General features: G+C 66.4%; 26 protein-coding genes. 12 read left to right on the top strand and 14 right to left on the bottom strand.

What is annotated here, in order from left to right; all coding sequences use genetic code 11:
* Positions 1-52 precede the first annotated feature (52 nt).
* The 5 genes from folK to AB4Z37_RS14705 all read right to left on the bottom strand — a co-directional run bounded on the left by folK (position 53) and on the right by AB4Z37_RS14705 (position 2,820).
* Positions 53-550: a 2-amino-4-hydroxy-6-hydroxymethyldihydropteridine diphosphokinase gene (gene folK, locus AB4Z37_RS14725; protein WP_441517473.1), complete on the bottom strand. Its 498-nt coding sequence runs from the start codon at positions 548-550 to the stop codon at positions 53-55.
* Positions 551-554: 4 nt separating this feature from the next.
* Complete coding sequence (folB, locus tag AB4Z37_RS14720; protein WP_441517472.1) at positions 555-935, bottom strand: dihydroneopterin aldolase; 381 nt, start codon at positions 933-935, stop codon at positions 555-557.
* A complete protein-coding gene (gene folP / locus AB4Z37_RS14715) occupies positions 932-1,783 on the bottom strand; it encodes a dihydropteroate synthase (protein WP_441517471.1) in 852 nt (283 codons plus the stop codon). Before folP ends, folB begins: the two co-directional genes overlap by 4 nt.
* 235 nt (positions 1,784-2,018) lie before the next feature.
* Positions 2,019-2,426 (bottom strand): DUF4332 domain-containing protein, encoded by a 408-nt coding sequence (locus AB4Z37_RS14710; RefSeq protein WP_441517470.1) that lies wholly within the window; start codon positions 2,424-2,426, stop codon positions 2,019-2,021.
* Positions 2,427-2,454: 28 nt separating this feature from the next.
* Positions 2,455-2,820: a DUF2267 domain-containing protein gene (locus tag AB4Z37_RS14705; RefSeq protein WP_441517585.1), complete on the bottom strand. Its 366-nt coding sequence runs from the start codon at positions 2,818-2,820 to the stop codon at positions 2,455-2,457.
* 352 nt (positions 2,821-3,172) lie between these two features.
* On the opposite strand from AB4Z37_RS14705, the gene AB4Z37_RS14700 reads away from it, so the two are divergent.
* Together AB4Z37_RS14700 and AB4Z37_RS14695 are read left to right on the top strand one after the other, a co-directional pair.
* A complete protein-coding gene (locus tag AB4Z37_RS14700) occupies positions 3,173-4,726 on the top strand; it encodes a helicase HerA-like C-terminal domain-containing protein (protein WP_441517469.1) in 1,554 nt (517 codons plus the stop codon).
* A gap of 51 nt (positions 4,727-4,777) precedes the next feature.
* Positions 4,778-6,190, top strand: a complete 1,413-nt coding sequence (locus AB4Z37_RS14695) for a M20/M25/M40 family metallo-hydrolase (RefSeq protein ID WP_441517468.1) — start codon at positions 4,778-4,780, stop codon at positions 6,188-6,190.
* A gap of 179 nt (positions 6,191-6,369) precedes the next feature.
* On the opposite strand, the gene AB4Z37_RS14690 is transcribed toward AB4Z37_RS14695, so the two are convergent.
* Positions 6,370-7,149 carry a class II aldolase/adducin family protein gene (locus AB4Z37_RS14690; protein WP_441517467.1) on the bottom strand — a complete coding sequence of 260 codons (780 nt, stop codon included), beginning with the start codon at positions 7,147-7,149 and terminating at the stop codon, positions 6,370-6,372.
* A 132-nt stretch (positions 7,150-7,281) separates the two neighbouring features.
* Positions 7,282-8,931: a glycosyltransferase family 39 protein gene (locus tag AB4Z37_RS14685; RefSeq protein WP_441517466.1), complete on the bottom strand. Its 1,650-nt coding sequence runs from the start codon at positions 8,929-8,931 to the stop codon at positions 7,282-7,284.
* 344 nt (positions 8,932-9,275) lie between these two features.
* Between AB4Z37_RS14685 and AB4Z37_RS14680 the strand changes: the two genes are divergently transcribed.
* Both AB4Z37_RS14680 and AB4Z37_RS14675 read left to right on the top strand, forming a co-directional pair.
* Positions 9,276-10,082 (top strand): DUF308 domain-containing protein, encoded by an 807-nt coding sequence (locus AB4Z37_RS14680; protein ID WP_441517465.1) that lies wholly within the window; start codon positions 9,276-9,278, stop codon positions 10,080-10,082.
* A 174-nt stretch (positions 10,083-10,256) separates the two neighbouring features.
* Positions 10,257-10,670 carry a MucR family transcriptional regulator gene (locus tag AB4Z37_RS14675; RefSeq protein ID WP_441517464.1) on the top strand — a complete coding sequence of 138 codons (414 nt, stop codon included), beginning with the start codon at positions 10,257-10,259 and terminating at the stop codon, positions 10,668-10,670.
* Positions 10,671-10,700: 30 nt separating this feature from the next.
* Here the strand turns inward: AB4Z37_RS14675 and AB4Z37_RS14670 are convergent, their stop codons facing one another.
* Positions 10,701-11,126, bottom strand: coding sequence for a SufE family protein (locus AB4Z37_RS14670; protein ID WP_441517463.1), 426 nt, complete (start codon positions 11,124-11,126; stop codon positions 10,701-10,703).
* Positions 11,127-11,268: 142 nt separating this feature from the next.
* On the bottom strand, positions 11,269-11,667 hold the full coding sequence (locus AB4Z37_RS14665) for a DUF5330 domain-containing protein (RefSeq protein WP_441517584.1): 399 nt from the start codon (positions 11,665-11,667) through the stop codon (positions 11,269-11,271).
* A 478-nt stretch (positions 11,668-12,145) separates the two neighbouring features.
* Here AB4Z37_RS14665 and AB4Z37_RS14660 point away from each other — a divergent pair, with 478 nt between their 5' ends.
* The 3 genes from AB4Z37_RS14660 to AB4Z37_RS14650 all read left to right on the top strand — a co-directional run bounded on the left by AB4Z37_RS14660 (position 12,146) and on the right by AB4Z37_RS14650 (position 15,104).
* A complete protein-coding gene (locus tag AB4Z37_RS14660) occupies positions 12,146-13,966 on the top strand; it encodes a PAS domain-containing sensor histidine kinase (protein WP_441517462.1) in 1,821 nt (606 codons plus the stop codon).
* Positions 13,959-14,663 (top strand): peptidoglycan-binding domain-containing protein, encoded by a 705-nt coding sequence (locus AB4Z37_RS14655; RefSeq protein ID WP_441517461.1) that lies wholly within the window; start codon positions 13,959-13,961, stop codon positions 14,661-14,663. The genes AB4Z37_RS14660 and AB4Z37_RS14655 overlap by 8 nt, the downstream gene beginning before the upstream one ends.
* Positions 14,664-14,759: 96 nt before the next feature.
* Positions 14,760-15,104, top strand: a complete 345-nt coding sequence (locus AB4Z37_RS14650) for a DUF1491 family protein (RefSeq protein ID WP_441517460.1) — start codon at positions 14,760-14,762, stop codon at positions 15,102-15,104.
* A gap of 6 nt (positions 15,105-15,110) precedes the next feature.
* Here AB4Z37_RS14650 and AB4Z37_RS14645 read toward each other — a convergent pair whose 3' ends face one another.
* Together AB4Z37_RS14645 and AB4Z37_RS14640 are read right to left on the bottom strand one after the other, a co-directional pair.
* Positions 15,111-16,040 carry a DUF2336 domain-containing protein gene (locus AB4Z37_RS14645; protein ID WP_441517459.1) on the bottom strand — a complete coding sequence of 310 codons (930 nt, stop codon included), beginning with the start codon at positions 16,038-16,040 and terminating at the stop codon, positions 15,111-15,113.
* A gap of 145 nt (positions 16,041-16,185) precedes the next feature.
* Positions 16,186-16,695, bottom strand: coding sequence for a hypothetical protein (locus AB4Z37_RS14640; protein ID WP_441517458.1), 510 nt, complete (start codon positions 16,693-16,695; stop codon positions 16,186-16,188).
* Positions 16,696-16,992: 297 nt separating this feature from the next.
* Here AB4Z37_RS14640 and AB4Z37_RS14635 point away from each other — a divergent pair, with 297 nt between their 5' ends.
* The 4 genes from AB4Z37_RS14635 to AB4Z37_RS14620 all read left to right on the top strand — a co-directional run bounded on the left by AB4Z37_RS14635 (position 16,993) and on the right by AB4Z37_RS14620 (position 20,612).
* Positions 16,993-17,199, top strand: a complete 207-nt coding sequence (locus AB4Z37_RS14635) for a hypothetical protein (protein WP_441517457.1) — start codon at positions 16,993-16,995, stop codon at positions 17,197-17,199.
* A gap of 110 nt (positions 17,200-17,309) precedes the next feature.
* On the top strand, positions 17,310-18,002 hold the full coding sequence (locus AB4Z37_RS14630; RefSeq protein WP_441517583.1) for a hypothetical protein: 693 nt from the start codon (positions 17,310-17,312) through the stop codon (positions 18,000-18,002).
* A 120-nt stretch (positions 18,003-18,122) separates the two neighbouring features.
* Entirely contained in the window at positions 18,123-18,683 is a 561-nt protein-coding gene (locus AB4Z37_RS14625; protein WP_441517456.1) for a LemA family protein, read from the top strand.
* Between the two features lie 3 nt (positions 18,684-18,686).
* Positions 18,687-20,612 (top strand): DUF2207 domain-containing protein, encoded by a 1,926-nt coding sequence (locus AB4Z37_RS14620; protein WP_441517455.1) that lies wholly within the window; start codon positions 18,687-18,689, stop codon positions 20,610-20,612.
* A 2-nt stretch (positions 20,613-20,614) separates the two neighbouring features.
* On the opposite strand, the gene AB4Z37_RS14615 is transcribed toward AB4Z37_RS14620, so the two are convergent.
* The gene (locus tag AB4Z37_RS14615; protein WP_441517454.1) at positions 20,615-21,460 is read right to left on the bottom strand and encodes a LysR family transcriptional regulator; all 846 of its coding nucleotides are present in this window, start codon (positions 21,458-21,460) and stop codon (positions 20,615-20,617) included.
* Between the two features lie 94 nt (positions 21,461-21,554).
* Between AB4Z37_RS14615 and AB4Z37_RS14610 the strand changes: the two genes are divergently transcribed.
* Positions 21,555-22,382, top strand: coding sequence for an MBL fold metallo-hydrolase (locus tag AB4Z37_RS14610; RefSeq protein ID WP_441517453.1), 828 nt, complete (start codon positions 21,555-21,557; stop codon positions 22,380-22,382).
* Positions 22,383-22,393: 11 nt separating this feature from the next.
* Here the strand turns inward: AB4Z37_RS14610 and AB4Z37_RS14605 are convergent, their stop codons facing one another.
* Together AB4Z37_RS14605 and AB4Z37_RS14600 are read right to left on the bottom strand one after the other, a co-directional pair.
* Entirely contained in the window at positions 22,394-22,957 is a 564-nt protein-coding gene (locus AB4Z37_RS14605; protein ID WP_441517452.1) for a DUF1254 domain-containing protein, read from the bottom strand.
* Positions 22,954-23,532: a DUF1214 domain-containing protein gene (locus tag AB4Z37_RS14600; RefSeq protein WP_441517451.1), complete on the bottom strand. Its 579-nt coding sequence runs from the start codon at positions 23,530-23,532 to the stop codon at positions 22,954-22,956. The genes AB4Z37_RS14605 and AB4Z37_RS14600 overlap by 4 nt, the downstream gene beginning before the upstream one ends.
* Between the last annotated feature and the right edge of the window lie 18 nt (positions 23,533-23,550).

Genomic DNA, 23,550 nt, shown 5'->3' with positions numbered 1-23,550 from the left:
CAAAGGCCTTATCGTTGCCGCGCAAAATGCCACGGCGGGCCGGCCCTGCCAATCACCGGTTCGGCGTATCCGGCAGGGCTCGAATGCCGTCTGTCGACAGCTCGGCCAGGGACTGCCGCGGCGTCAGGCCACCGATCGAACGGTCGGGAACAATTTCAACCAGCGGAACGAGCACGAAGGCCCGTTCATGCAGCCGCGGGTGCGGCAGGCTCAGATCCGCGTCCGCGAGCGTGAGGTCGTCATAGGCCAGCAGGTCGAGATCGAGCGTCCGCGGCCCCCAGCGGGTCTCGCGGCGGCGATCGCGGCCATGCTCGGCTTCGACCGCCTGCAGCACCTGCAGCAATGCATGCGGCGGGAGCGGCGTTTCGATGCGGATGCAGGCATTGATGAAGGGCGGCTGGTCGTCCTTGCCCCAGGGCGGGGTCCAATAGTCGGAGGAGCGTGCCAGCAAGGTCGCCCCCGCGCGGCTGCAAATCGCCGGGATCGCGCGGGCGAAAGTGTCACGGACGTCGCCGACATTGCCGCCCAGGGCGATCAGCGCGTCGGCCATGGTGTCAGTCCTGGCCGGTGGACGAACGGCTGCGCGTGATGGTGACGCCGACGTCGTGGAAAATGGCGGCGATCGGCGCATGCGGCTTGTGCACCGTGACCTTCACCGCACGGATGCGCGGGAAGGTGTCGAGGATCGCTTCCGCGACCGCGCCGGCAGCGCGCTCCAGCAGGCGATAGTTCTTGTCCGCGAACGCGGCGGTCGCGGCCTGCACCACGTCCGCATAGGACACCGTGTCGGCGAGCTTGTCGGTGCGGGACGACTCCGACAGGTCGGTCGAGAGTTCGAGGTCGATCACGAAGCGCTGCCCGACCTCGGCTTCGTGCTCCATCACGCCATGACGGGCGTGGATCAGGAGACCCTGGATGAATATCGTGTCGGTCATCGTTGCTCCTCGATCCGGGCTGCGACGCGCAGCGCCTGAACAGTCTCCGCCACGTCATGGGCGCGAATGATGTGGGCGCCGTTTCGTGCTGCGATCAGGTGCGCGGCGATGGAGCCGCCCAGCCGCTGCTGCGGCTCGGAGGGGACCACTGTGGCGATGAAGCGCTTGCGCGACGCGCCGACCAGCAGCGGGCAGCCGAACGTCTGCAGCTCCGCGAGGCGCGCCAGCGCCGTCATGCTCTGCTCCGGGGTCTTGCCGAAGCCGATGCCGGGATCTAGCACGACCCTGTCGGCGACGATCCCGGCTTTTGCCGCGATGTCGAGCGTGCGTGCGAAGAACGCTTTCATGTCGGCGACGATGTCGAGCACGGGATCGACGTCGGCGCGGTTGTGCATGACAATCACCGGAACGCCGTGAGCGGCGACCACCGCCGCCATGTCCGGATCGCGCTGCAGGCCCCAGACGTCATTGGCGATGGCGGCGCCTTGCCCGAGCGCCCAGTCGGCGACACGCGCCTTCATGGTGTCGATCGACACCGGCGTGCCCAGTGCGACCACATCGGCCAGCACCGGCCGCAGGCGGGCGACCTCGTCGTCAGCGGATACGGCCTGCATGCCGCCATAGGGACGGGTGGATTCCGCCCCGATGTCGATGATTTCGGCGCCGTCAGCCACCATGCGCCGGGCCTGGACGAGCGCCCGCTCGGGCGTCTCGAACTGCCCGCCGTCCGAAAACGAGTCCGGCGTCACATTGAGGATGCCCATCACCGCCGGGGCGTGGCGATGCCGCAGGGACCTCAGGTCGAACCCCGGAGGGGGTGGAGGCGATGGTCGCTGGGCAGGCGTCATGCGGTCGCTTTGCGCGGTCCGCGGGGCGGAGTCAAGGCGCGAAACGACAATGTTCTGATGCAGGGGATGTCGCTAGTGGTCCAATTCTAACATTCGCATCCCGTTTCAGACGGCGCTTTGCGAATGTTAGAATTAAAGGACCACTAGCAAATACCAAGATTCTAGTGGAGCTTTGGATTTGACATTCGCTTCAGGACGCGCGGCCAGGTGGGTAGCGAATGCCAAATCCGCTCCACTAGTAGGAAATTTTCAAGGGCAGCTTGCGGGCATGCTCGATCAGGCGTTTGACCGACGCTTCCGAAGGCAGGACGTTGACAAGCTTGCGCTTGGCGTTGGCTTCCTTCATGGCCTGGGCCAGCCGTTCCGGATTGCGGTGGACGAACTCCCGCACCGTGGTGACGCCGGCCGCGCGGAGCAGTTCGGCCTTCGCCTTGCCCATGCCCTTGATGCGCATGCAGTCAGCGATATTCGCCCACTCGAGCAGCTGCTGTTCGGTGAAACCGGTCTGGACGGCGAGAGTCTTGCGGCCTCTCACCGTCCTGGCCGCCTCCAGGAGCGCTTCGGTGGTGCGGATTCCGATGGTCTTCAGCTTTGCAGCGGCCTGAACGTTCAGGCCATCGATCTTGCTGATGGGGTATGTCATGACTCAGGGACTAACAGGACTAAATGTATCAAGCGAACTGACTCAGACCCGGCGTGCCGGCAATGATGTCGTCGATCGCGTCCGTTCCAAGTCTGTCGCGGCCGAATTTGAAAAGTTCACGCGCCACGCCCTGAATTTCACCCATCCCCAATCCAAGGCTCATCAGCTTGCCGCCGAGTGCCATGAGGCCACCGCCAAGCAGACCACCGAGCAGGCTGGATCCGCTATTGGCGGCGATGATCGCATCCGCACCCGGAATCTGATCGATGAGAGCCTGGACCTTGTCGGTGGGGCCTTCGGTGCGAAGGAAGCCCAGAATGATACCGACCGTCTTTTCCGCAATCGTCTTATCAATACCGACTTTCGCAGACAACTGCTCGATCAACTCGTCCATAACACCCCGCCTCAACCGGTTGCTTGCCGGCCCCTTCATTATGAAATTCATCTTGAGCTTGCGAGTGAAAAAATTCAAGCGAAGCGCACGCGAGAAAGATCGATTCAAGGCGAGGCCGATCGAATTGTTGCCGCGATGCAAGGTGATTGACGCTTTATGTCGCATGCGGGTTGGCGTGTGCGCGAACGACAGAGCAACAGTGGTCCTCAACTCCGGGTTTTGTCGGTAAGGAATTCCTCACTCCGGTTCCTGTTTGAGAGTTTCATTGCCGGTGTGGAATGAAGTAGGATCGCGCAAGTGATTTCCGCCGGAACGACAGCGTCGTCGCGCCGGCATGTGACGAGGCAAGGCAATGGCCACAGCGACGGCAGCGGACGGCAGCGACTCCATCTTTATCGGCAAGGGGGAGCAGCCCGCCTACCTGACCTTGCCGCTGGCGAACCGTCACGGGCTCGTGACCGGCGCGACCGGCACCGGCAAGACAGTTTCGTTGCAGGTCATGGCGGAGGGCTTTGCCCGGGCCGGCGTGCCGGTGTTTGCCGCAGACATCAAGGGCGACTTGTCGGGCATTGCCGAGGTCGGTGAGGCCAAGGACTTCATCCTCAAGCGTGCCCAGGAAATGGGCCTCAAGTTCCAGCCGGACCAGTTCTCGACCATCTTCTGGGATGTGTTCGGCGAGCAGGGCCATCCGGTCCGGGCCACGGTGTCGGAGATGGGGCCGCTGCTGCTGGCGCGGATGATGGATCTCAACGACGTCCAGGAAGGGGTGCTCAATATCGCTTTCCGCGTCGCGGACGAGCAGGGATTGCTGCTGCTCGACATGAAGGACCTGCGCGCCATCCTGACCTTCGTCGCCGAGCACGCCGACGAACTGACCACCCAGTTCGGCAACGTTTCAAAACAGACCGTCGGCACGATCCAGCGCCAGCTCCTGGTGCTGGAGAACCAGGGCGGCGACAAATTCTTCGGCGAGCCGGCCCTCGACCTGTCGGACCTGATGCGCACCGACCGTGATGGCCGCGGCATGGTCAACATCCTGGTGGCGGACAAGCTGATGCAGAGCCCCAGGCTCTATGCCACCTTCCTGCTCTGGATGCTGTCGGAGCTGTTCGAACACCTGCCAGAGGTCGGCGATCCGCCGAAGCCGAAGCTGGTGTTCTTCTTCGACGAGGCACATCTGTTGTTCAGCGATCCGCCCAAGGCGCTGATGGAGAAGATCGAGCAGGTGGTGCGCCTGATCCGCTCCAAGGGCGTCGGCGTCTACTTCGTTACCCAGAACCCGATCGACGTGCCGGACAAGGTGCTGGCGCAGCTCGGCAACCGCGTGCAGCACGCGCTGCGCGCCTTCACCCCGCGCGACCAGAAGGCGGTGGCGGCGGCGGCGGAGACGTTCCGCCCGAATCCCAAGCTCAACACCACCAAGGTGATCACCGAGCTCGGCAAGGGCGAGGCGCTGGTTTCGTTCCTGGAAGGCAACGGCACGCCGGCAATGGTCGAGCGTATCATGGTGCGGCCGCCGTCGGCACGGATCGGGCCGGTGACGCCGGAGGAGCGCAAGGCGATCATCGCCGCGAGCCCCGTGAAGGGGAAATATGATACTGCGATCGACCGCGAGTCGGCCTACGAGGTGCTGCAGAAGCGCGTCGGTGGTGCGGCGGGCGGTGAGGGCGAGGGCGGCGTGCTCGGCCAGATCGGCTCCATCGTCGGAACCATCTTCGGCACCAACACGCCGCGCGGCAAGCTGTCCGCCGGGCAGAAGATCGCGCGCGACGTCACCCGCACGGTGACCGACAAGGTGGTCGGCGGGGTGGTGGCCGATCTCGGCAAGTCGGTCGGCGGATCGATGGGCGGGTCGATCGGTCGCGCGATTGTGCGTGGCGCGCTGGGCAGCCTGTTGAAAAGATAACCGTCGCCCCCCTTCGTCCGCTTCCGGAACCGTTCGCAAGGAAAAGCCTGAATGTCCGACACCGCCCGACTGCCCGCGGTTCTCGACCGCATCGATGCCGACTTCGACAACAGCCTGGAACGGCTGTTCGCGCTGCTGCGGATCAAGTCGATTTCCGCCGACCCGGCATTCGCCGAGGATTGCAGGACGACGGCGGCCCACCTTGCGCAGGATCTCGCGTCGCTCGGCTTTGCCGCGGAGGTTCGTCCGACCGCGGGCCATCCGGCGATCGTGGCGAAGAGCAGGGAGGCGCATGCGCCGGGAACGCCGCACGTTCTGTTCTACGGCCACTATGACGTGCAGCCCGTCGATCCGCTGGAGCTGTGGCACCGCCCGCCATTCGAGCCGGTGGTCACCGATCACGCCGACGGCCGCAAGATCATCGTCGCTCGCGGCGCCGAGGACGACAAAGGCCAGCTCATGACCTTCGTCGAGGCCTGCCGCGCCTGGAAGGCGGAGACCGGCAAGCTGCCGCTCAACGTTACCTTCCTGATCGAGGGCGAGGAGGAGATCGGCTCGAAGAACTTCGGGCCGTTCCTCGCCAGCAACAAGGCCGACCTTTCCGCGGACTTCGCGCTCGTGTGCGACACCGGCATGTGGGATCGCAACACGCCGGCGATCACCACCGCGCTGCGCGGCCTCGTCTATGACGAGGTGCGCATCAAGGCCGCGAACCGCGACCTGCACTCGGGTGTCTATGGCGGCACCGCGCGCAACCCGATCCGGGTGCTGACGCGCATCCTCGGCAGCCTACATGACGACAACGGCCACATCACCATTCCCGGCTTCTATGACGGCGTGAAGGACCTGCCGGCCGACATCCGCGCGCAGTGGGCCGCACTCGACTTCACGCCGGAGACCTTCCTCAAGCCGATCGGGCTGTCGGTGCCGGCGGGCGAGAGCGACCGGCTGATGATCGAGCAGGCGATCTCGCGGCCGACCTGCGACATCAACGGCATTGTCGGCGGCTACACCGGCGAAGGCTCCAAGACGGTGATCCCGGCGGATGCGTCGGCGAAGGTGTCGTTCCGCCTGGTCGAGGGACAGGATCCGGAAAAGATCCGCGCTGCCTTCCGCGCCTTCGTCACCGAGCGGCTGCCGGCCGACTGCAGGGCCGAGTTCATCGACCACGCCGGCGCGCCGGCGATTGCACTCGACTGGACCATGAAGCCGCTGGCGGCGGCCAAGCGCGCGCTGACCGATGAATGGGGCAAGGAGGCGCTGCTGATCGGCTCCGGCGCCTCGATCCCGATCGTGGCGGACTTCAAGCGCACGTTGGGTCTCGACACGGTGCTGATCGGCTTCGGGCTCGACGACGACAACATCCACTCGCCGAACGAGAAGTACGACCTGCAGAGCTTCCACAAGGGCATTCGCTCGTGGGCGCGGATCCTGGCCGCCTTCGCGGACGCGCCGCGCGCCTGAGGCGCGCGGGAGCACACCCCTGAATGTGAAAAACGCCGCCCGGGATTGGGCGGCGTTTTGTGTCTCGGGACCCCGAGAAGGTGTAGAGGTTTGTAGGCGAACCTTAGCACGTTCGACCGGCCGGCGCATCCGCCGTTTGGCGGCGCCGGCGCTTTTCCATGCCGATGCCCCTCGCGCTCTCAGGTCTTGTAGCTGGGATCGAGGCGGTCGAGCTTGCGCAGCAGCGGCGGCCACACCAGCCGTGTCGCGCGGCGCTCAGCGCGGTCGAGGTCCGATACCAGCTGCTCGTTCTTCTCGATAACCAGCTTCTCGACCGGATAGGCGGTCGGCCCGAGCATGCGGGTGCGCACCTGCATGGTGCAGGCTCGCTCCAGGTGATACATGCGCTCGAACGCGGAGGCGACCGAGCGACCCACCGTCAGCGTGCCGTGGTTGCGCAGCAGCAGGTGGTTCTTGCTGCCGAGATCCTTCTGGATGCGCGGCCGCTCGTCGTGGTCGAGCGCGATGCCTTCATAGTCGTGATAGGCGAGATCCCCGGTCACGAGCTGGGCGGTCTGGTTGAGCGGCAGCAGCCCCTCCATGCAACTGGCGACCGCCGTGCCATCAGGGGTGTGAAGGTGCAGCACGCAGCCGGCGTCCTCGCGCACCTCGTGGATTGCCGAGTGAATTGTGAACCCGGCCGGGTTGATGTTGTATTCGCTCTTGGTGAGCAGGTTGCCGTCGAGGTCGACCTTGACGAGGCTCGACGCGGTGATCTCGTCGAACATCAGGCCGTAGGGATTGATCAGGAAGTGATGCTCCGGTCCCGGCACACGGGCGGAGATGTGGGTGTCGACGAGGTCGTCCCAGCCGTACAGGGCGACCAGGCGATAGGCGGCGGCGAGATTGACGCGTTGCGTCCATTCCGCCTCGGTCATGTCGGATGGGATGTCCCTCAGGCGCGCTTCGGCGGGCGACATGGCGTTTCTCCCTTGCGTTGTCAGGGCAGAAGCGTAGTGCCGCGGATGGCTGGCGGCAACACCGCCAGCGTCGCCGGCGCGCGCAGAATGTCATGCCTGACGCGCGCCGTGGGCGTGGGAGCGCCGATTATTTCAGGGCGCGGGAATCGCCAGCAGGTCGGAAATGTTGCGGCCGCGGATGTCGTAGACACGGGCGAACACCACGTCGTCGCGCTTGATCTCCACCAGCACCGGGGCGGTGAGGCCCTTGCAGTAGAACTCGCCGAGGGTCATCGCGAAGTCGGCGCCCTTGCTGTCCCAGCCGATGGTGAAGTCCTGGCCGAGCGCGACCTGTGCCGGGCGCTGCGGTCCGCACACCGCGACCTTCCACTTGCGCCCCTTCGGCGCTTCCTCGTCACGCTCGTCGAGCAGCTCCTGCAACTCGTCGGAGGCCTGCTTGAAGGCAAGGCCCCAGTAATCGAGCATGTAGCGGGCGTCCGCCGCGCGCACGGTGCCGGCGATGTGGTTGAAGTGGGTGTACTGATAGGGGTGGAGGCGGACCATCTCGGTCAGCGGCAGGGTGAGGCCGAACACGAACACCGCGGCGGCGACGCTCTGCGCGCCACGGCCATGCGTCTTCAGCCGCTCGATCAGCCAGCCGAACGCCACGCCGCCCAGCACCGTCAGCGGCGGGATGACGAAGATGAAATGCCGGATGCCGTTGTAGAGCGCGGGACGCTTCACCATGGCGATGACCAGAGGCAGCGTCGCGGCCAGCGTCAGCACCAGCAGCACCGTTCGCCGTTTCGGCGCGGTGCCCGGGCGCAGCAGTGCCAGCATGGTTCCGGCGACACCGGCCGCTGCGAGCCCGATCAGAATCTCCGGCAGCTGCAGCGCGAACAGGGTCGGCAGGTAGGACCACGGCATGTCCGGCACCGACACCAGCGCGCCGTCGAACATCTCCTTCCAGGGCTTCTCGAAGAAATGCGAGAAGTAGGTCACCGCATGGAACGGATTGCCGATTTCGATGATCGACCAGGGCCAGATCAGGCCCATCACCAGGTAGCCGAGCACGAGGCCTGGCAGAAGCACATAACAGACATGGGCGAAGCGATGCGCCGCTTCGCGCAGGCCCTGGGTGCGGACATCGGCGATCCACAGCGGCAGAAAGCCGACCAGCGCGTAGATCAGGGCGAGGCCGCCGAGAATGCGCGAGCCGATCGAAAGGCCTGCGCCGAGGCCGATGATCAGAACCGTGTGCGTCGAGGGCTTGGGATATTCCTGCGCGAGGCGCACCAGCCCGAGCACGAGGATGATCATCGCCACGGCGAACGGCGCATCCTTCGGGTTCATGAACATGTGACCGTAGAAGGTCGGACACAGCGCTAGCAGCAGCAGCGTGGCGAGGCCGGCGATCGGGCCGCCGACGCGCCGGCCGACGCGCCAAGTCACTGCGAGACCGACGATGCCGACGATGGCACCGAGCAGGCGTCGGGTTTCGAACAGCTCGAATGGAACAAGCTTGTTGAGGAGCGCCGCGGCCATGTCAAAGCCGCCGCCATACATGTAGAGATTGGCGAAGGACAGCGCGCCAGTGTCCTTGAAGCCGGTGCCGTACATCCTCAGCAACAGGTCGGCATACTCGGCGTGGGTATAGTCGTCCCAGCCCAGGCCGTAGTCCTGAAAGGTCAGGCCGGCGATGATGGCGACGATGCCGAGCGCGATCCACGCCAGATCATCGCAAATCTGTTCCATTGAGCGCCGCTGCGACGACTCAATGACCGAAGTCGTTATCGATGACATGATTAGTTGTTGAACCCAGCGACCCCCGGAGGCCTTAGCGTTCTGCCATTTTAGGCCTTCATCTTCCCCAGTGGGCCATATATAGCGCGCTATTCGCGTCAAGTAATTGCTAATTGTGGCGCAATTGGCCTGATGCGGCGCAACATTTGCGGCATGGTGAAATGTCGCAGGCGTCCGGTTCCACCTCGCGCTCACGGTGTGCCGGCGTTGTCTTTCACTGACACGAGAGGACAACCCTCGGTGTTGAGAAAGAGGCATTGTCCGCAATTGTCGGTTGTTCCCTCCGACATTATGACGCTATCGTGGCAAGGGGCGCTGCCGCGGCGGTAGGCGTGGAGTTGCAAATGCTTGGGCTCTTTGTAGCCGGACTGGTTATTCTTGTTGTTGGACTTCTGGGGATCGGCTTCGGCATTCCGGTGAAGGAGTTCAGTTTCGGCAACACCTTGATTGTCACGGGGGCACTCGGGGCCTGCACCGGCGCGCTGCTGATCGCGATCGGGCTCGTGGTGCGCGAACTGCGGTCGATCGCCCGGGCGCTGGCGTCCGCCGCCCCCGCAGATCTCCGGCAAGACCCGTTCCCTGCACCGCCTGTCGCGAACGTTCCACGCCCCGCCGCCGAGACGCGCGGACCTGAACCATCCCGTCCGTCCGATGCCCTGCCGCCCTGGCAGGCCGAGCGCGCGGTCCGTGACCGTGCCACGCCTGCTGCGGAACCTGCGCCTGCTCCGGAGCCGGTTCCGGCTCCGCCGGCCCAGGAGCCGGCACGCAAGCGGCGGAACCTGCTGTTCACGTCGACCCGACGGGAGCGGGAGGCGCCCGAAGGGGACGCCGAGGCGACCAGCGCAGAGGAACCGGTGGAGAGTACGGAACCGCATCCGTCATTTGACGATGCCTGGCCCGTTCCCGACCGTGGGCGGGCGGCGCGCCGGACCGGCCGTGAGCCCGAGGAGGTGAAGCCGGCCCCGATGCCGCCGCCGATCCGCCGCCCGGCCGAAGCGCCGCCGGTGACTGTCCTGAAGTCCGGCGTGGTCGACGGCATGGCCTACTCGCTCTACTCGGACGGTTCGATCGAGGCGCAGATGCCAGAAGGCATGGTGCGGTTCGCGTCGATCGAGGATCTGCGCAGGCATCTCGAGCAGCGAGGCGGCTGACGCACGGCGGGGCGGGCGAACGCTGCGGGTTTCCAAATAAAACCCGCAGTTGCCAGCGTTGTTCTTGTCACCCGTTTAGTCATACGCACATAATCGAAGGTATTCGGCCAGCGCGCGCGCGGGTTGATCTCGCAATGCCGCGGCATTGGCCGCTGGTGATGGAAGATGCAAGCGATGAGCGACGCCCCCGCCAAGACCTTCATCGATCTGACGGCCGGCATCGTCTCGGCCTATGTCAGCAACAACACCACGTCGGCGTCGGAGCTGCCGGCGCTGATCAATCAGGTGCATGCGGCGCTGGTGCGGGTCGCGGCCGGCCATGCTGAGGCCGCGCCCGAGCCGGCAAAACCGGCGGTGCCGGTCAAGAAGTCGATGACCTCGGACTATCTGGTCTGCCTGGAGGATGGCAAGAAGTTCAAGTCGCTGAAACGCCATCTGCGCACGCGCTACAACATGTCCCCTGAGCAGTATCGCGAGAAATGGGGGCTGCCGCCGGACTACCCGATGGTGGCGCCGAGCTATGCGGTGGCTCGTTCCCAACTTGCCAAGAAGATGGGGCTTGGCCAGCAGCGGCGGCGGCGAAGATAGGCGATCGGCGGCTGGCCGGCGGGATGTGCCTCAGGCCGCCGCCAGCACCTCACGCGCATCGCGGCGGATGCGCTCGACCATGGCGCGGAAACCGTTGGAGCGCTGCGGCGTCAGGTGCTCGCGAAGGCCCAGCTCCTCGAACAGCGCGACCGCATCGGTTTCGAGAATGGCTTTCGCCGGCTGATCGGAATACAGCGCCAGCAGGATCGCGATCAGACCGCGAACGATATGGGCGTCGCTGTCGCCGACATAATGCAGCCGCGTTCCGCCGGCCGCATCCGCCTGCACGGTGCGGGCGAGCCAGACCTGGCTGGCGCAGCCCTGGACCTTGTTCTCGGCGGAATGATCCTGTTCGCTCATCGGCGCGAGCGAGCGTCCCAGCTCGATCACATAGCGATAGCGGTCATCCCACTCGTCCAGCAGGGCGAAATTGTCCTTGATCTCGTCGATCGTCATCGTGTCCCGGATCCGTTTATCCGAGACTTATATGAGTTCGCCGGCGCTCGAAAGCGATATTCGGCGACGCAAAAGATCGCTCGCCGGGCCGTTTTCGGCCAGGCCGGGAACGCAGCGGCGGCGGGCGGGCAGCGGGTTCCGCCTAGCCTGAGGGCGTCGAGCCGGGCTCCGGCGCGCGCCATTCCGCCTGCAGGTCTTCGCTGGTGAGGGTGTCGCTACCACCGCGCGCCGCTTCCATCGGACCGATCGAGCCGGTGTGGTCGCCGCGTTTCTCGGTGATGATGTTGTAGAGCTTCTTGGCGCCGTTTTGCGCGCGTTGGCCGATCACGGCCGCCGCCTGACCGCCGACCGCACAGGCGCCGGGCTGGCGCGTGCAGAACTGGCTCATGTCCGACACCGCTGCGGTCGCCGCCGAGATCGCATCCGCGGCTCCCACCTGCGGCTGCGGCGCCTTGATGTCAGCAGTCTCCTGAGATTTGTCCGTCGGCAGCAGCACGAGCACGAGCCCGAGCCAGAATGCCATGCGAAGCAGGAAAAACATTTCGCCACCCGTACTGTCGTTCACCCCGTTGCGATTGGTCTCGCAATCTGTGGCGAGCAGTACCAGCCGTCGATAAATTCCGCGTTTTGGTGATCCGTTCAAATTGTCGAAAATTTGAATGATTTGGTTCGCCGTAAATTTTTGATTGATGGTCCGCGGCTGTTTTGCCGCGCATCCGATTCGATCTGTCGACAACGATTCGCCGGCATCAGCCGTGGCCTGCGCCGCGCGCGCCGCTATGCGCGCGCGGGGCGTACATGGTTTCGAAACCATACCGGACCACGGGCGGAAACCTTGCGTTCACCATTCGCGCCGAATGACGCCGCTTTCCGCCGCCAACGTCCGTTTGCGGCGCGGCCCTGCTACCCGCGCAGCGCTGCTTTAGCGTTCGCTTAAGCTCGCTCTGACACGATCGCGCAACGATAACGGGGGCGGTCCGGCGCGTCATGTGACGACCACGCCGAAGCGCGAGAACAACGTGACGGTTCTGAACAAAATTCGCGAGCATCTGGACGCTCTGCTGCATCCGTCGGCGCGCTTTGATGCGATGACCAGCGCGCGGCACCGCGCGTTCATCGCGCCGCGCCTGCTGGGCAGCCTTGCGGCGCTTGCGTCGCTGCCGATCTACCTCGCCGTACGCGGCGCGCCGGCCGAGATCGAGGTCGCGGTCTATGCCTGGCTGATCGCTCCGATTCTCGTCGCCTATTTTCTGTCACGCACCGGCCGCTACGAGAGCGCTCATGTGCTGTCGTCGATCGCGCTCGCCACCATGGTGGTGGCGGTGTCGCTGGTGACGGGCGGCATTTCGTCGTTCGCGGCGGCATGGCTGGTCGTGGTGCCGCTCGAGGCGGCGTTGTCGGCGTCACGCCGCGTGGTCGGGTTTGCTGTCAGCCTCGCGCTCGCCTGCGTGGCTGTTCTGGTGCTGGTCGAAGTCGCCGGCATGCTGCCGCCCTCGCAGGTCCAGCCGCACACCGGCATGGCGTTCGAGGCCGCCGGCATCGCGGCTGCGACGCTGTTCGCCGCGGTGCTGGCTTTCGGCGCCGAATCGCTGGCGCGCACCAGCAGCAAGCTGTTGATGGTGGAGGAGGAGCGCTTCCGCCTGCTTGCCCTCAACATGAGCGACGTCATTTCCCGCCATCGCCGCAATGGCGCGGTGCAGTTCATCTCGCCGGCCGCCGAGGCGATGCTGGGCGGGCCACTGGCCGGCCTCTACGGGCACGGGCTGTTCGATCGCGTTCACGTCGCCGACCGCCCGGCCTATCTGAAGGCGCTGTCGGATGCCGCGCGCGGCGGCGAAGCGCGCAGCGTCGAGTTCCGGCTGCGCCGCGAAGCGCCGCGCGGCGACACCGGCGGCGCAAGCTGGATTTGGGTGGAAATGCGCTGCCGTCCGATGGAGCGCTCGCAAGTGGCGCCCGACGACGCGGAGGGCGAGGTGGTCGCCGTGATGCGCGACGTCACCGAGCGCAAGCTGCAGGAAGAGGCCCTGCAGGCGGCACGTGTCGAGGCCGAGCGGGCCGATGCGGCAAAGAGCCGCTTCCTCGCCACCATGAGCCACGAGTTGCGTACGCCGCTCAACGCCATCATCGGCTTCTCCGAGATGATCGTCCGTGAGGACGACCTGATGATCACGCCTGAGCGCCGCAAGGAATATGCTGCGCTGATCAACGAGTCAGGCCAGCACCTGCTGTCGGTGGTCAACGGCATCCTCGACATCTCGAAGATGGAGGCCGGCAATTTCGAGATCGCGCTGCATCCGTTCATGCCGCGCGAGGCGATCGTGAGCTGCTGCAACCTGATGGCGCTGAAGGCCCGGGAGAGCGGGCTCGAACTGCGCACGCGGGTGCCGGACGACCTGCCCGAGGTCGTCGGCGACGTGCGGGCGTTCAAGCAGATCATGCTCAATCTGGTGTCGAACGCCATCAAGTTCACCGAGCGCGGCGGTGCCGTGACGGTGTCGTCCTGGGTCGAGGGCGCCCGCCTCGTGCTGTCGGTGGCCGACACCGGCGTCGGCATCAGCAGCGACGACCTCAAGCGGATCGGCGCGCCGTTCTTCCAGGCCGGCACGACCTATCAGCGGCGTCACGAAGGCACGGGTCTTGGACTGTCGATCGTCAAGAGCCTTGCGGAGCTGCACGGTGGCAACATGACGGTTGCGAGCCGGCTGGGCGAGGGGACGACCGTCACCATCCTGCTGCCGCTCCAGGCCACCGCGGCCACGCCGAGACCTTCCAACGTGACGGCGCTCGCGCCGGCCCAACGTTCCGAACGCCAAGACATTCAGGTGAAGAAAAGTGCCTAAAGCCCTCGTGATCGACGACGACGACATCCAGCCGCGCCGCCGTGGCCGCGCCAAGCCGGCTGTGGTGGAGGAGGTCGAGGTCGAGCGCAATCTGCTGATGCGCGTCCTGCTGCATAGCCCCAAGGACACGGTGGCGGGCGGCGTGGCGGCGGTCGCGATCGGCGCAATTGTCGTCAACGCCATGTTCCTGCAGCCGGGCCGCCATCCTGCGCCGATGTTCCACACCGCGTTTGCATTGCCGGCGAATGCGCCGGCCGCCGCGCCGACAGCAATGGCGGCGCCAGCAGCCCAGTCCATCCCTGCGCCGGTTGCGCAGACCGCGTCTGTCCCGGCGGCGAGCCCGATGCCTCGGCCGCGGCCGGTCGAGGCCGAGGCCGCGCCGACCACCGCGCCGATCAAGACGGCTGCGCATCCGGTTGCGGCCGCCAATGTGGCGCGGCCGCCAGCTGCGATTCCCGCAGCCACCCGCAGCGATCCGGTCGGCGACCTGATCGTCTCGACCCGCCGTGTCGCCGCCGTGCAGCGCGCCCTGACCGATTTCGGCTATGGCCAGCTCAAGCCGACCGGCATCGTCGGCACCGACACCCAGACGGCGATCCAGAAGTTCGAGCGCGAGCGTCGGCTCCCGGTCACGGGGCAGATCTCGGATCGTCTGGTGCGCGAGCTCGGCACGGTCACCGGCCGCGCCATCGACTAGCCGTCCACCACCGTGGCGTCGGCGCATGTACGGCATGCGCCCGTCGCGTCGCAGAAACGGCTTTGTCCGATCGGTGGGCTCCTTTATCGTCGCGGCATGAGACTGAAATCCAATATCTGGGTGGCCGCGTATCTGCGCCGCTGCCAGGTCAATGGCGTGTTCGGCGCGGTGCGCCGGCGCGGCGCCGAAGAGGCGGGGGCCGTGTTCGTCAAGGTGGCGCTGCTCGACGGCAGTGCCATGCTGTTCACCCCCGCGCCGCAGACCGCCTATGACAACAGCCGCCCGGTGGAGCGCGTCTTCACCCCGCTTTCGGCCGCGCCGGTTCCGGAGGCCACGGTGGAGGAGCGTCTCGCCAAGGAGATCCGGTTCGATCCCGACGTCTGGATCGTCGAGATCGAGGACCGCGAAGGGCGGCACTTCCTCGAGCTTGCCGCGAAATAGCGGATATCAGCCGCGCGTCGGCTGCCGCGACGGCAGCGGCGTGGACGCAGGCTGCACGGTGGCGCGCGGCTGGGCTGTGGCGCGAGCGCGCTGACGCTCGTCATCATAGAGCATCGGGCGGTGTTTGGCGCGGCCCGCCAGCGAGGTGCCACGCCAGGCAGCCAGCATCACCAGGGCCATGCGCTCGCTCAGTTTGTCGTACAGCCGTGCCAGCGTGTAGACCCGCGTCACCGAAGCGCCGAGTTCAGGATCGAGAAACAGCAGCACGCGCTGAAACGCCTCGCTGGGCATGTCGATGGCCTTCAGCGCGCAGGCGAGCGGCTCGCCGCCCTGGTCCTCGACGATGCGCTGGGCGAGCCGGCTCGGCAGAACCAGCACTTCGGTGAGTTCTGCGGTAACGCCGATGAGGTCCGCTTCCCGCGCCATCTGATCGAGCGCCGTCACCGCACGCGCCGCGCGCCGCGCGTCGATCCGCGGCGCGGCTTTCAGCGGTGCTTCCTCGAGGCTGCGCAGGATCTGCAGGCGCTCGGCGGCGCCGGCCCTGAAGAACATCTCGTTCAGCTCGGACGCCTCAGAAGGCTGCATCGCCAGTGCTGGCGCCTCCTGGAGGTCGCCGGTCTCATCGCGGCGTGCCTGCGGGATCGTCCATGCCGGTGCGGCTGGCGGGGGAGCGGTGAGCTTGTCCATGATCGCCCGTGGTGTGCGCGGGTAGATCGACAGCCGGGCGTGCACGGCGGCACGGGTGGCATCGTCGACCTCGTCGATCAGGCGGGAGGTGAGCGCAACGAAATGTTGCTCCTCGTCGGGCGTGTGCGACGGGGTCTGGACATAGAGATCGGTGAGCACCCGCAGCAGCGTCGGACGGATGTCGACGCCTTCGCGGCGGGAGAGTGTGATCAGCCCGTCAAGGCCTGGAATCGGTGGAAACGTGGTCATCGCTCATATGCAGCCGTCTCCCGAATCCCCGATTCGCTCGAGAGGGCCTCCCGGCCGCCAACACTAGCGACGTCATTTTAACAGGCACTTAACCCTAAGGGATCCTGACCGATTTCGTTCAAATGCGGTCGAATGGAAAGGGGGCTCAATCGGCAATGCCGAAGCCCGCCAGCGCCGCGCTCAGGCCACCGCCCGGAGTGGTCGCGGTGAACTGGCCCCAGCAGCGGAAGCCCGCGAACGGCCAGGCGCCGAAATAGAAGATGCTTGCGCCGCCGCCGTTCGGCCCGGGTTTGGGCGGCGGCATGTCGAAGATCTTGGCGAGAACCTCACCGGATTCGCCGAAGGTGGCGCCCGCGGACAGGATATAGCCGCGGCAGGGGAAGCACATCGAATCGAAATAGCGGTTGCTGCAGACCGGCCCGACGCCGCCGCTCGGATCGGTGAAGTGCGATTTCGTGATGCCGAAGGGCAGGCCTTTGCTCAGCGAGCAGGACAGCGCCTTGTAGCTGATCCGCATCTCGTCGCCTGTGGCATTGTTGCTGAGGACCACGGTTCCGGTGGAGTAGGTGCCGATCAGGCCGACCGATGTGTCTTCGGAGGTCTCGTAGGTCCAGTCCGTGGTGTACTTGAACTGGGACAGGCCGAGGATCGCCATGACAGGTCTCCGTTCGATCGCACATCACACATCGCGTGGATCGCGACGGATCGCGTCCGTGGTTCGTGTTCCATGCACCATGAGACGGCGAGACGGATGCCGAGGTTCAATCCGTCATCGCCACGCTTCTGTCCGGCGCGTCACGGCTCGGCGGGCACGACTGCGCTCCCGGCGCCACACCTGCCGCACCCTGTTGACATCATTCAGGATGTTAACAGGTCATTAACTATAAGCCGCTCTTAATCATTGCACGCTTCGGGTCGCGCGAGTGAGGACGGCGGGCGGGGAGACCAGACTATGGGCACCATCATCGATTTCCCTGCAGACGCGGTCATGCGTCGCCTGGGGTCCTGGTTGGATGAGGCGCCGCGTGAAGGCACGGGAACGGTGCTGATCCTTCCTGTCGTTCGGATCGAGCGACACGCCGACGAGACCTCCGGTGGTAGTGATCCTGCCGACGGGGCAACCGCCGGCCGCCGCCGCCGCAGGCGCGCACGGTCCTGATATTTCCTGCCATGCGTGCCTGTCGAACCAGGAGCTTTGTGCGGCTTCGGCCCTGCCCCCCGCGCGCTGTGAGGCGTGCGCCGCTGGCGCCGGTTGTCGTGCTGGCAATGATGCTGGGTGGCTGCGCGACCGGTGATTTCGGGCGCACCCGCGATTCCGCTCTCAATGATGACATGCATCGCTGGGTCGGTGCGGAAGCCACCGGCAGCATCGGGCGGCGGCCGTCGGACTTCCAGCTCACCGACTATGAGCGCACGCTGCGCGATCAGGCCTATGCCTTCATCGAGCCGCCGCACTCGCGCCCGTACTGGAAGGGCGTGTTCGGCGACTATGAGCCGATTCCGGCGCCCTGGCGCCGCAAGGTGCATTTCGATCCCACCTTTTATGGCCGCCAGCTGATCGACGAGCCGCACCGCTCACACGCGTCGCGCTATGGCCAGCTGATCAACGACGTGCGTAACGACCTGACCCGGCTCGATCCCTTCTTCACCACTGCGGGGCGTGTCGCCGACTTCGACCAGAAGCGCGGCGCCAGCCTGCGTTACATCACCGACCTCGAGGCGCGCGAGCGCGCCGACGCGCTGGCGCGGATGAAGGAGAATGCGCTGGTCGTGCAATGGGTCGGGATCTGTATTCAGCAGCGCGTCGCCTCCTACCGCTGGGCGCTGGAGCGCCTCGTGATCCATGCGCCGGACGGCCTGGCAGCGGAAGCCGATCGCCTGATCACGGAGCTTGCGGCCCGCTCAGCCGCCGGCCTTGGCGCAACCCCTGTCATCGGCCAGGTGCTCACCGTCAAGGGCTGAGCGGCAGAGCGAAATCCTGCTGAACCTCGCAGCCGCCCGCGACAACTAACGCTCGCACACCCGTTCTGCCGGACCGCCGCCGCGCGGTTTCGACGGACGATCACTGGCGAGAGTTTTCCGATGCGAACCGAGTGGATCGTGCTGGCTGCGCTGGTGGCGCTTGCCGGCGTCGCCGTCGTCATCTTCAACCGCCTGGTGCGCCAGCGCAATCTGATGCGCGAGGGCTGGAGCGGCATCGATGTGCAACTGCGCCGGCGCAGCGACCTCATTCCCAACCTCGTCGAGGTGGTGAAGGCTTACGCCGCTCACGAACGCGGCGTGTTCGAGGATATCACCGCCAGGCGGGCGTCGAGTTTCGCCGCCGATGGCACGGTGCAGAAGGCTGCCGCCGAGCACGCCCTGCAGGGATCGCTCGGCCGGCTGCTGGCGGTCGCCGAAGGTTATCCGCAGCTCAAGGCCGACCAGACCTTCCGGGCGCTGCAGGAGCAACTGGCCGAGATCGAGGACCAGCTGCAAATGGCCCGCCGCTATTTCAATGGCACCGTCCGTGACTTCAACATCGCGGTTCAGTCGTTTCCCGATGTCGTGATCGCACGGCTGCTGGGCTGGCACGAGGAGCACTTCTTCGAGATTGATGCGGCCTCCGCGGCGGTGCCGCAAGTCAGTTTGTCGGGAGCCTGAACGATGACGCATCTCTGCAGGTCGGCGGTCATCGCCGTTGCGCTCTGGCTGACGGCGGCGCTCGTGCCGGCGGCCGCCGGCGAGCGGATCACCCGTTTCGTCAGCGATGTCACGGTGCAGCGCAATGGCGACCTCGACGTTACCGAGACCATCACGGTCGAGGCCGAGGGACAGTCGATCAAGCGCGGCATCCTGCGCGACTTCCCGACCAGCTATGCCAACCGCGACGGCACCAGGGTGGAGGTCGGGTTCGACGTCCGCGCGGTGACGCGGGACGGTGCGGTGGAGCCCTATAGCAGCGAGCGGTTCGGCAACGGCATGCGGGTGCGGATCGGCCGTGCCGACACGCTGCTGGCGAACGGCAGCCACACCTATGTCATCACCTATCGCACCACCCGGCAGGTCGGCTTCTTCGGCGATTTCGACGAACTGTACTGGAATGCGACCGGCAACGGCTGGAGCTTTACGATCGATGCGGCGGAAGCGCGTATCCACCTCCCTGAAGCGGTGCCGATCCGGCAGTCGGCGTTCTACACCGGGCCGCAGGGCGCCACCGGCAAGGATGCGTTCGTGCTCGAGCAGCAGCCGGGGCTGATCGTGTTTCGCACCACGCAGCCGCTGCCGCCGCGCAATGGCCTGACGGTCGCGGCCGGCTGGCAGAAGGGCATCGTCACTCCGCCGGGCACGGCGTCGAAAGCCACGAACTGGCTGCTCGACAACCTGCCGCTCGGCGCCACCGTGCTCGGTTTTCTGCTGATCGCCGGCTACTATCTCTCGGCCTGGCGACAGGTCGGGCGCGGTCCGCGGCACGGCACCATCGTGCCGCTGTTCGGACCGCCCAGAGGCTTGTCGCCAGCGGCCGTGCGCTATGTCGCGCGCATGGCAATGGACGACAAGGCCTTCACCGCGGCGCTGATCGATCTTGGCGTGCAGGGCCACATCAAGCTGGCGGAGAGGAACAAGGATCTGCAAATTGTGCCGCGCGCGGGGGGCAAACCTCTGTCTCCCGATGAGCAAGCGATCGTGACGTCGATGTTCGGCAACCGGACCTCTCCGGTCGATCTCGATCAGTCGAGTTGCGTCATCCTGCAGACGGCGCGGGATGCCTTGAAGAGCGCACTGACGGCGCAGTTCGAAGGGCGCATGTTCCATGACAACCGCGGCTGGTCGATCCGCGGCCTGCTGGCGTCGCTGGCGGTGATCGCGGCGGTGCTGGTCTCGGTGTTCATCGGCTGGGGTATCGACCAGGGCGCGGCGACATTGGTCGGCATGCTGTCGTTCGTGCCGGCCCTGATCGTGCTGACGCTGCTGATGGTTGCCGGTCTGCCGCGCAGCATCGGTGCGTTCGCACTGCTCATCTTCGGGTGCGTGTTCTCGTTCCTGGTCGGCAGCGGCGGCTATCAGCTCATCACTGAAAATGTGCATGGCTGGACGCAGGCGTTGCCGGCGGCGCTGCCGCTGGTGCTGGTGCCGCTGTCGTCGTCGGCGTTCAGCTGGATGAAGGCGCACACCGCCGAAGGGCAGGCGATCACCGATCAGATCGAAGGTTTTCGCCAGTATCTCGGCGTCGCTGAGGAGGATCGCCTCAACGCGCTCAATCCGCCGGGCAAGACACCGGAGCTGTTCGAGCGCTTCCTGCCGTATGCGGTCGCACTCGACGTCGAGAACGCCTGGGCGAAGCGTTTTGCCGGCGTGCTGGCCGCCGCCGCGCTCGCCGCCACTACCCGCGACTGGTACGAGGGGCGCAGCGACCACGCGCACGATCCGGCCAGCTTCGCCAGCTATCTCGGCCATAATCTGTCCCAGACCATTTCATCCGCATCGACGCCGCCGGGATCGAGCGGCAGCGATCCATCGAGCAGCGGCGGCTCCGACGGCGGTGGCTCGTCGGGCGGTGGCGGAGGCGGCGGTGGCGGCGACGGCTGGTGACGTCAGGCGGCCGCGCGCCGCCGTGTCGTCCTGCGTGCCGGCGCGATCAGGCCGATCAGGGTCTGCAGCGCGGCGGTGGGCGCGCGCGCCGCGCCATAGGCGAGGCCAACCTGTCGTGTGACGTCGACATCGGCGATGTCACGGACCGCCACGTTCGGCTGGGCCCGCGCGACACCTTCGGGCACGATGGCGACGCCAATGCCCGCGGCGACCAGCGCCATGGCCCAATCCTCGGACTCCGCGATCGCGGCAGCCGGCTGCCGGCGTCCGCGACGGCGGAAGAATGCGCTCTGCTCGCAATGACAACGGTCGATCAGCGGCACGCCGGCGAGATCGGTGGTGCGCAACCGCTCCTTCAGAGCCAGCGGATGTGACGGCGGCAGCGCGGCGACATAGCGCTCCGACCACAGCGCCAGGAAGTGTTCGCGCGGCTTCACCATGGTGCGCGTGACGATGCGGGCATCCGCACGGTCACCCGCGCCGACGAGGCGCAGATGGATGCGGCCGTCCGCGGTGATCGGCTTGATCAGGGCGACGACGCGCGGGATGTCGAGCGTGCGCATCAGGCCGAGTGTCAGCGTCGGCCGCGGCACCGGCGCCTGGAACAGCCGCCGTGCGGCATCGGTGTCGTCGATGATGCGCCGTGCGACGGCGTAGAATTGCTCGGCCGCCGCGGTCGGCGAGACGCCCTTTTTGTGACGGATGAAGAGAGTGGTGCCGAGCTCCGCCTCGAGGCTGGCGACCGCGGTGGAGATCGACGGCTGCGACACGAAGCAGCGCCGCGCTGCCGCGGTGAGATTGCGTTCGAGGAAGACCGCCGCGAAATAGCGTAACTCGCGGATATCCATAGCCCATACCTATGACAGATATCGAATAACAATAATTTACCTATGGTTCCGCGGATGGCAAGCCAGGGCCGGCCTGTTCAGGAAAGGGTAGGGCATGCGCATCCATCATCTCAATACCGGCACCATGTGCCCTATCGGCCAGCGGCTGATCAACGGCACCGGCAGCATCTTCCAGCGCGCGCGAATGGTGTGCCACTGCCTGCTGATCGAGACCGCCGACGGCCTCGCGCTGGTCGATACCGGCATCGGCCTCGACGACATCGCGGATGCCGATCGGCTCGGCCGGCGCTGGGTACGGCAGACGCGGCCGCGGCTCGATCCGGCGGAAACCGCGGTGCGGCAGGTGCAGGCGCTGGGGTATGCGCCGCGGGATGTCCGCCACCTGCTGTTGACCCATCTCGATCGCGATCACGCCGGTGGGGTGCCGGATTTTCCCCACGCCAAAGTGCATGTCCACCGCGCCGAGCACGAGATGGCGGTGCGGCAGCGTGGTGCGCCGAAGGGGCGATACATCGCCGGCCAGTGGCAGCACGGTCCGGACTGGCTGTTCTATGGCGAGGGCGGCGAGGACTGGTTCGGCTTCAAGGGCGTCCGGGCGCTCGGCGACCGCGAGCCGGACATCCTGATGATTCCGCTGCCGGGGCATACGCCGGGTCACTGCGGCATCGCGGTGCGCGCCAAGGACAAATGGCTGCTGCACGCCGGCGACAGCTACTTCTTCCATGGCCAGATCCAAAATCCGCCGCTGTCGACGCCGCTGGTGCTGGGATTTTTTCAGCGCAAGGCCGACATCGATCGTGCGGCGCGGGTGGCCAACCAGGAGCGGCTGCGCCAGCTCAACGCGTCACATCACGCCGAGGTGGTGATTTTCAACAGCCATGATCCCGAGGATTATGAGCGCTGCCTCTGTGGACGGCCCTGATTGCGGCGTGGTCAGCGCGCGGCGACGGGCGTGGTCTGCAGCTTGCAGGTCGCGGCGGCGAGGGATGCCTGGGCCTGGGTCATCAGGCCGGGTTCGGGTGCGAGGGCCTTCAGCACGATCAGGCCGGTGGTGGTCGGGGAATCGATGATCAGCCGGTCGGCGGCGGTGACTTCCTCGTCCTCCGGCACTTCGGCATGCTGCGCCTCGGTCATGAGGTCGAGCTCGATCACCTTGCGGCCGGCGGAGCGGTCGTTGATGGCGTAATAGGCGACGTCGCTGCGGGTGTAGAACGACACCGAGGTGTAGGCCTGGCTCACCGGCACGGTGAGCTTGATCGACCCCTTCGACAGGTCGTAGCGGCAAGCCGCGACGGCGAACGCCGGATCCATGTAGGGCATCAAGGTGCTGCCCGGCTCGGCGGCGGGGAGCTGGGTGACGCTGTTCACCGCTGTGATCGGAGTGAGGCGCGAATAGGCATCGAGGCTGGCGATGCGCGGCAGAGCCAGCACGCTGACGAGATGCACGAGAGCGCCAAGCAGCAGGCCGGCCACCAGCGTGAACAGCAGGCGGATCATGGGCACCCCACGGTGGTGATCGCTGGCATCGGGGCGTCGCGCTGGGTGCGGGTGGCGACCCCCACAGGGGTGTCGTACAGCCGCAGCATCAGCACGTAGCGGTCGATGCCGCCGGTCGGCAGCCAGTTGCCGGCGCGGGCGCGGGAGGTGATGCGGATTTCGAATGCACCGTCCGAGCCGCGCACGATCTCCTGGCTGGTGAAGCCGTAGCGATTCATCCCGTTGGCGACGAGCTGGCCCTTGGGATCGTACAGCGTCAGCGTCCAGAACCGGGCGGCCGGGGTGACGCCGCTGACCACCACGTCGCAGCGGCCGTCGAGCGGTCGTTTGCCATCGTCGGCGCGGGCGGTGAAGGCGATGCCGTCACCGGTGCCGACCGGCAGCTCACCGCTGCGCGCGATGCTGGCGCGAGCATAGGGGTCGATATCGCTCGAGCCGGTGCGCGGTCTCGCGGTCCATGCGCCGATGGTCAGGGTGCCGACATTGACGCCGCGCGTCGCGGTCACCCAGGTCGCGCCGAGGCCAACCGCGGTCGCGAGCATCAAGGCCAGCAGGGAGGACAGGATCAGCCGCACGTCACACCGTTGTCATCG

It is taken from the genome of Bradyrhizobium sp. 2TAF24 (assembly GCF_052115025.1).
In the GTDB taxonomy this organism is placed as follows: domain Bacteria; phylum Pseudomonadota; class Alphaproteobacteria; order Rhizobiales; family Xanthobacteraceae; genus Bradyrhizobium_A.
Note: the sequence above shows the minus strand (reverse complement) of the source record. Positions and strands in the feature narration are given on the sequence as shown.

What these genes read in the sequence shown, in the direction of transcription:
- folK (WP_441517473.1), bottom strand. Translation starts at nt 550, where the DNA reads ATGGCCGACGCGCTGATCGCCCTGGGCGGCAATGTCGGCGACGTCCGT.
- folB (WP_441517472.1), bottom strand. Translation starts at nt 935, where the DNA reads ATGACCGACACGATATTCATCCAGGGTCTCCTGATCCACGCCCGTCAT.
- folP (WP_441517471.1), bottom strand. Translation starts at nt 1,783, where the DNA reads ATGACGCCTGCCCAGCGACCATCGCCTCCACCCCCTCCGGGGTTCGAC.
- AB4Z37_RS14710 (WP_441517470.1), bottom strand. Translation starts at nt 2,426, where the DNA reads ATGACATACCCCATCAGCAAGATCGATGGCCTGAACGTTCAGGCCGCT.
- AB4Z37_RS14705 (WP_441517585.1), bottom strand. Translation starts at nt 2,820, where the DNA reads ATGGACGAGTTGATCGAGCAGTTGTCTGCGAAAGTCGGTATTGATAAG.
- AB4Z37_RS14700 (WP_441517469.1), top strand. Translation starts at nt 3,173, where the DNA reads ATGGCCACAGCGACGGCAGCGGACGGCAGCGACTCCATCTTTATCGGC.
- AB4Z37_RS14695 (WP_441517468.1), top strand. Translation starts at nt 4,778, where the DNA reads ATGTCCGACACCGCCCGACTGCCCGCGGTTCTCGACCGCATCGATGCC.
- AB4Z37_RS14690 (WP_441517467.1), bottom strand. Translation starts at nt 7,149, where the DNA reads ATGTCGCCCGCCGAAGCGCGCCTGAGGGACATCCCATCCGACATGACC.
- AB4Z37_RS14685 (WP_441517466.1), bottom strand. Translation starts at nt 8,931, where the DNA reads ATGTCATCGATAACGACTTCGGTCATTGAGTCGTCGCAGCGGCGCTCA.
- AB4Z37_RS14680 (WP_441517465.1), top strand. Translation starts at nt 9,276, where the DNA reads ATGCTTGGGCTCTTTGTAGCCGGACTGGTTATTCTTGTTGTTGGACTT.
- AB4Z37_RS14675 (WP_441517464.1), top strand. Translation starts at nt 10,257, where the DNA reads ATGAGCGACGCCCCCGCCAAGACCTTCATCGATCTGACGGCCGGCATC.
- AB4Z37_RS14670 (WP_441517463.1), bottom strand. Translation starts at nt 11,126, where the DNA reads ATGACGATCGACGAGATCAAGGACAATTTCGCCCTGCTGGACGAGTGG.
- AB4Z37_RS14665 (WP_441517584.1), bottom strand. Translation starts at nt 11,667, where the DNA reads ATGTTTTTCCTGCTTCGCATGGCATTCTGGCTCGGGCTCGTGCTCGTG.
- AB4Z37_RS14650 (WP_441517460.1), top strand. Translation starts at nt 14,760, where the DNA reads ATGAGACTGAAATCCAATATCTGGGTGGCCGCGTATCTGCGCCGCTGC.
- AB4Z37_RS14645 (WP_441517459.1), bottom strand. Translation starts at nt 16,040, where the DNA reads ATGACCACGTTTCCACCGATTCCAGGCCTTGACGGGCTGATCACACTC.
- AB4Z37_RS14640 (WP_441517458.1), bottom strand. Translation starts at nt 16,695, where the DNA reads ATGGCGATCCTCGGCCTGTCCCAGTTCAAGTACACCACGGACTGGACC.
- AB4Z37_RS14635 (WP_441517457.1), top strand. Translation starts at nt 16,993, where the DNA reads ATGGGCACCATCATCGATTTCCCTGCAGACGCGGTCATGCGTCGCCTG.
- AB4Z37_RS14630 (WP_441517583.1), top strand. Translation starts at nt 17,310, where the DNA reads ATGCTGGGTGGCTGCGCGACCGGTGATTTCGGGCGCACCCGCGATTCC.
- AB4Z37_RS14625 (WP_441517456.1), top strand. Translation starts at nt 18,123, where the DNA reads ATGCGAACCGAGTGGATCGTGCTGGCTGCGCTGGTGGCGCTTGCCGGC.
- AB4Z37_RS14620 (WP_441517455.1), top strand. Translation starts at nt 18,687, where the DNA reads ATGACGCATCTCTGCAGGTCGGCGGTCATCGCCGTTGCGCTCTGGCTG.
- AB4Z37_RS14615 (WP_441517454.1), bottom strand. Translation starts at nt 21,460, where the DNA reads ATGGATATCCGCGAGTTACGCTATTTCGCGGCGGTCTTCCTCGAACGC.
- AB4Z37_RS14610 (WP_441517453.1), top strand. Translation starts at nt 21,555, where the DNA reads ATGCGCATCCATCATCTCAATACCGGCACCATGTGCCCTATCGGCCAG.
- AB4Z37_RS14605 (WP_441517452.1), bottom strand. Translation starts at nt 22,957, where the DNA reads ATGATCCGCCTGCTGTTCACGCTGGTGGCCGGCCTGCTGCTTGGCGCT.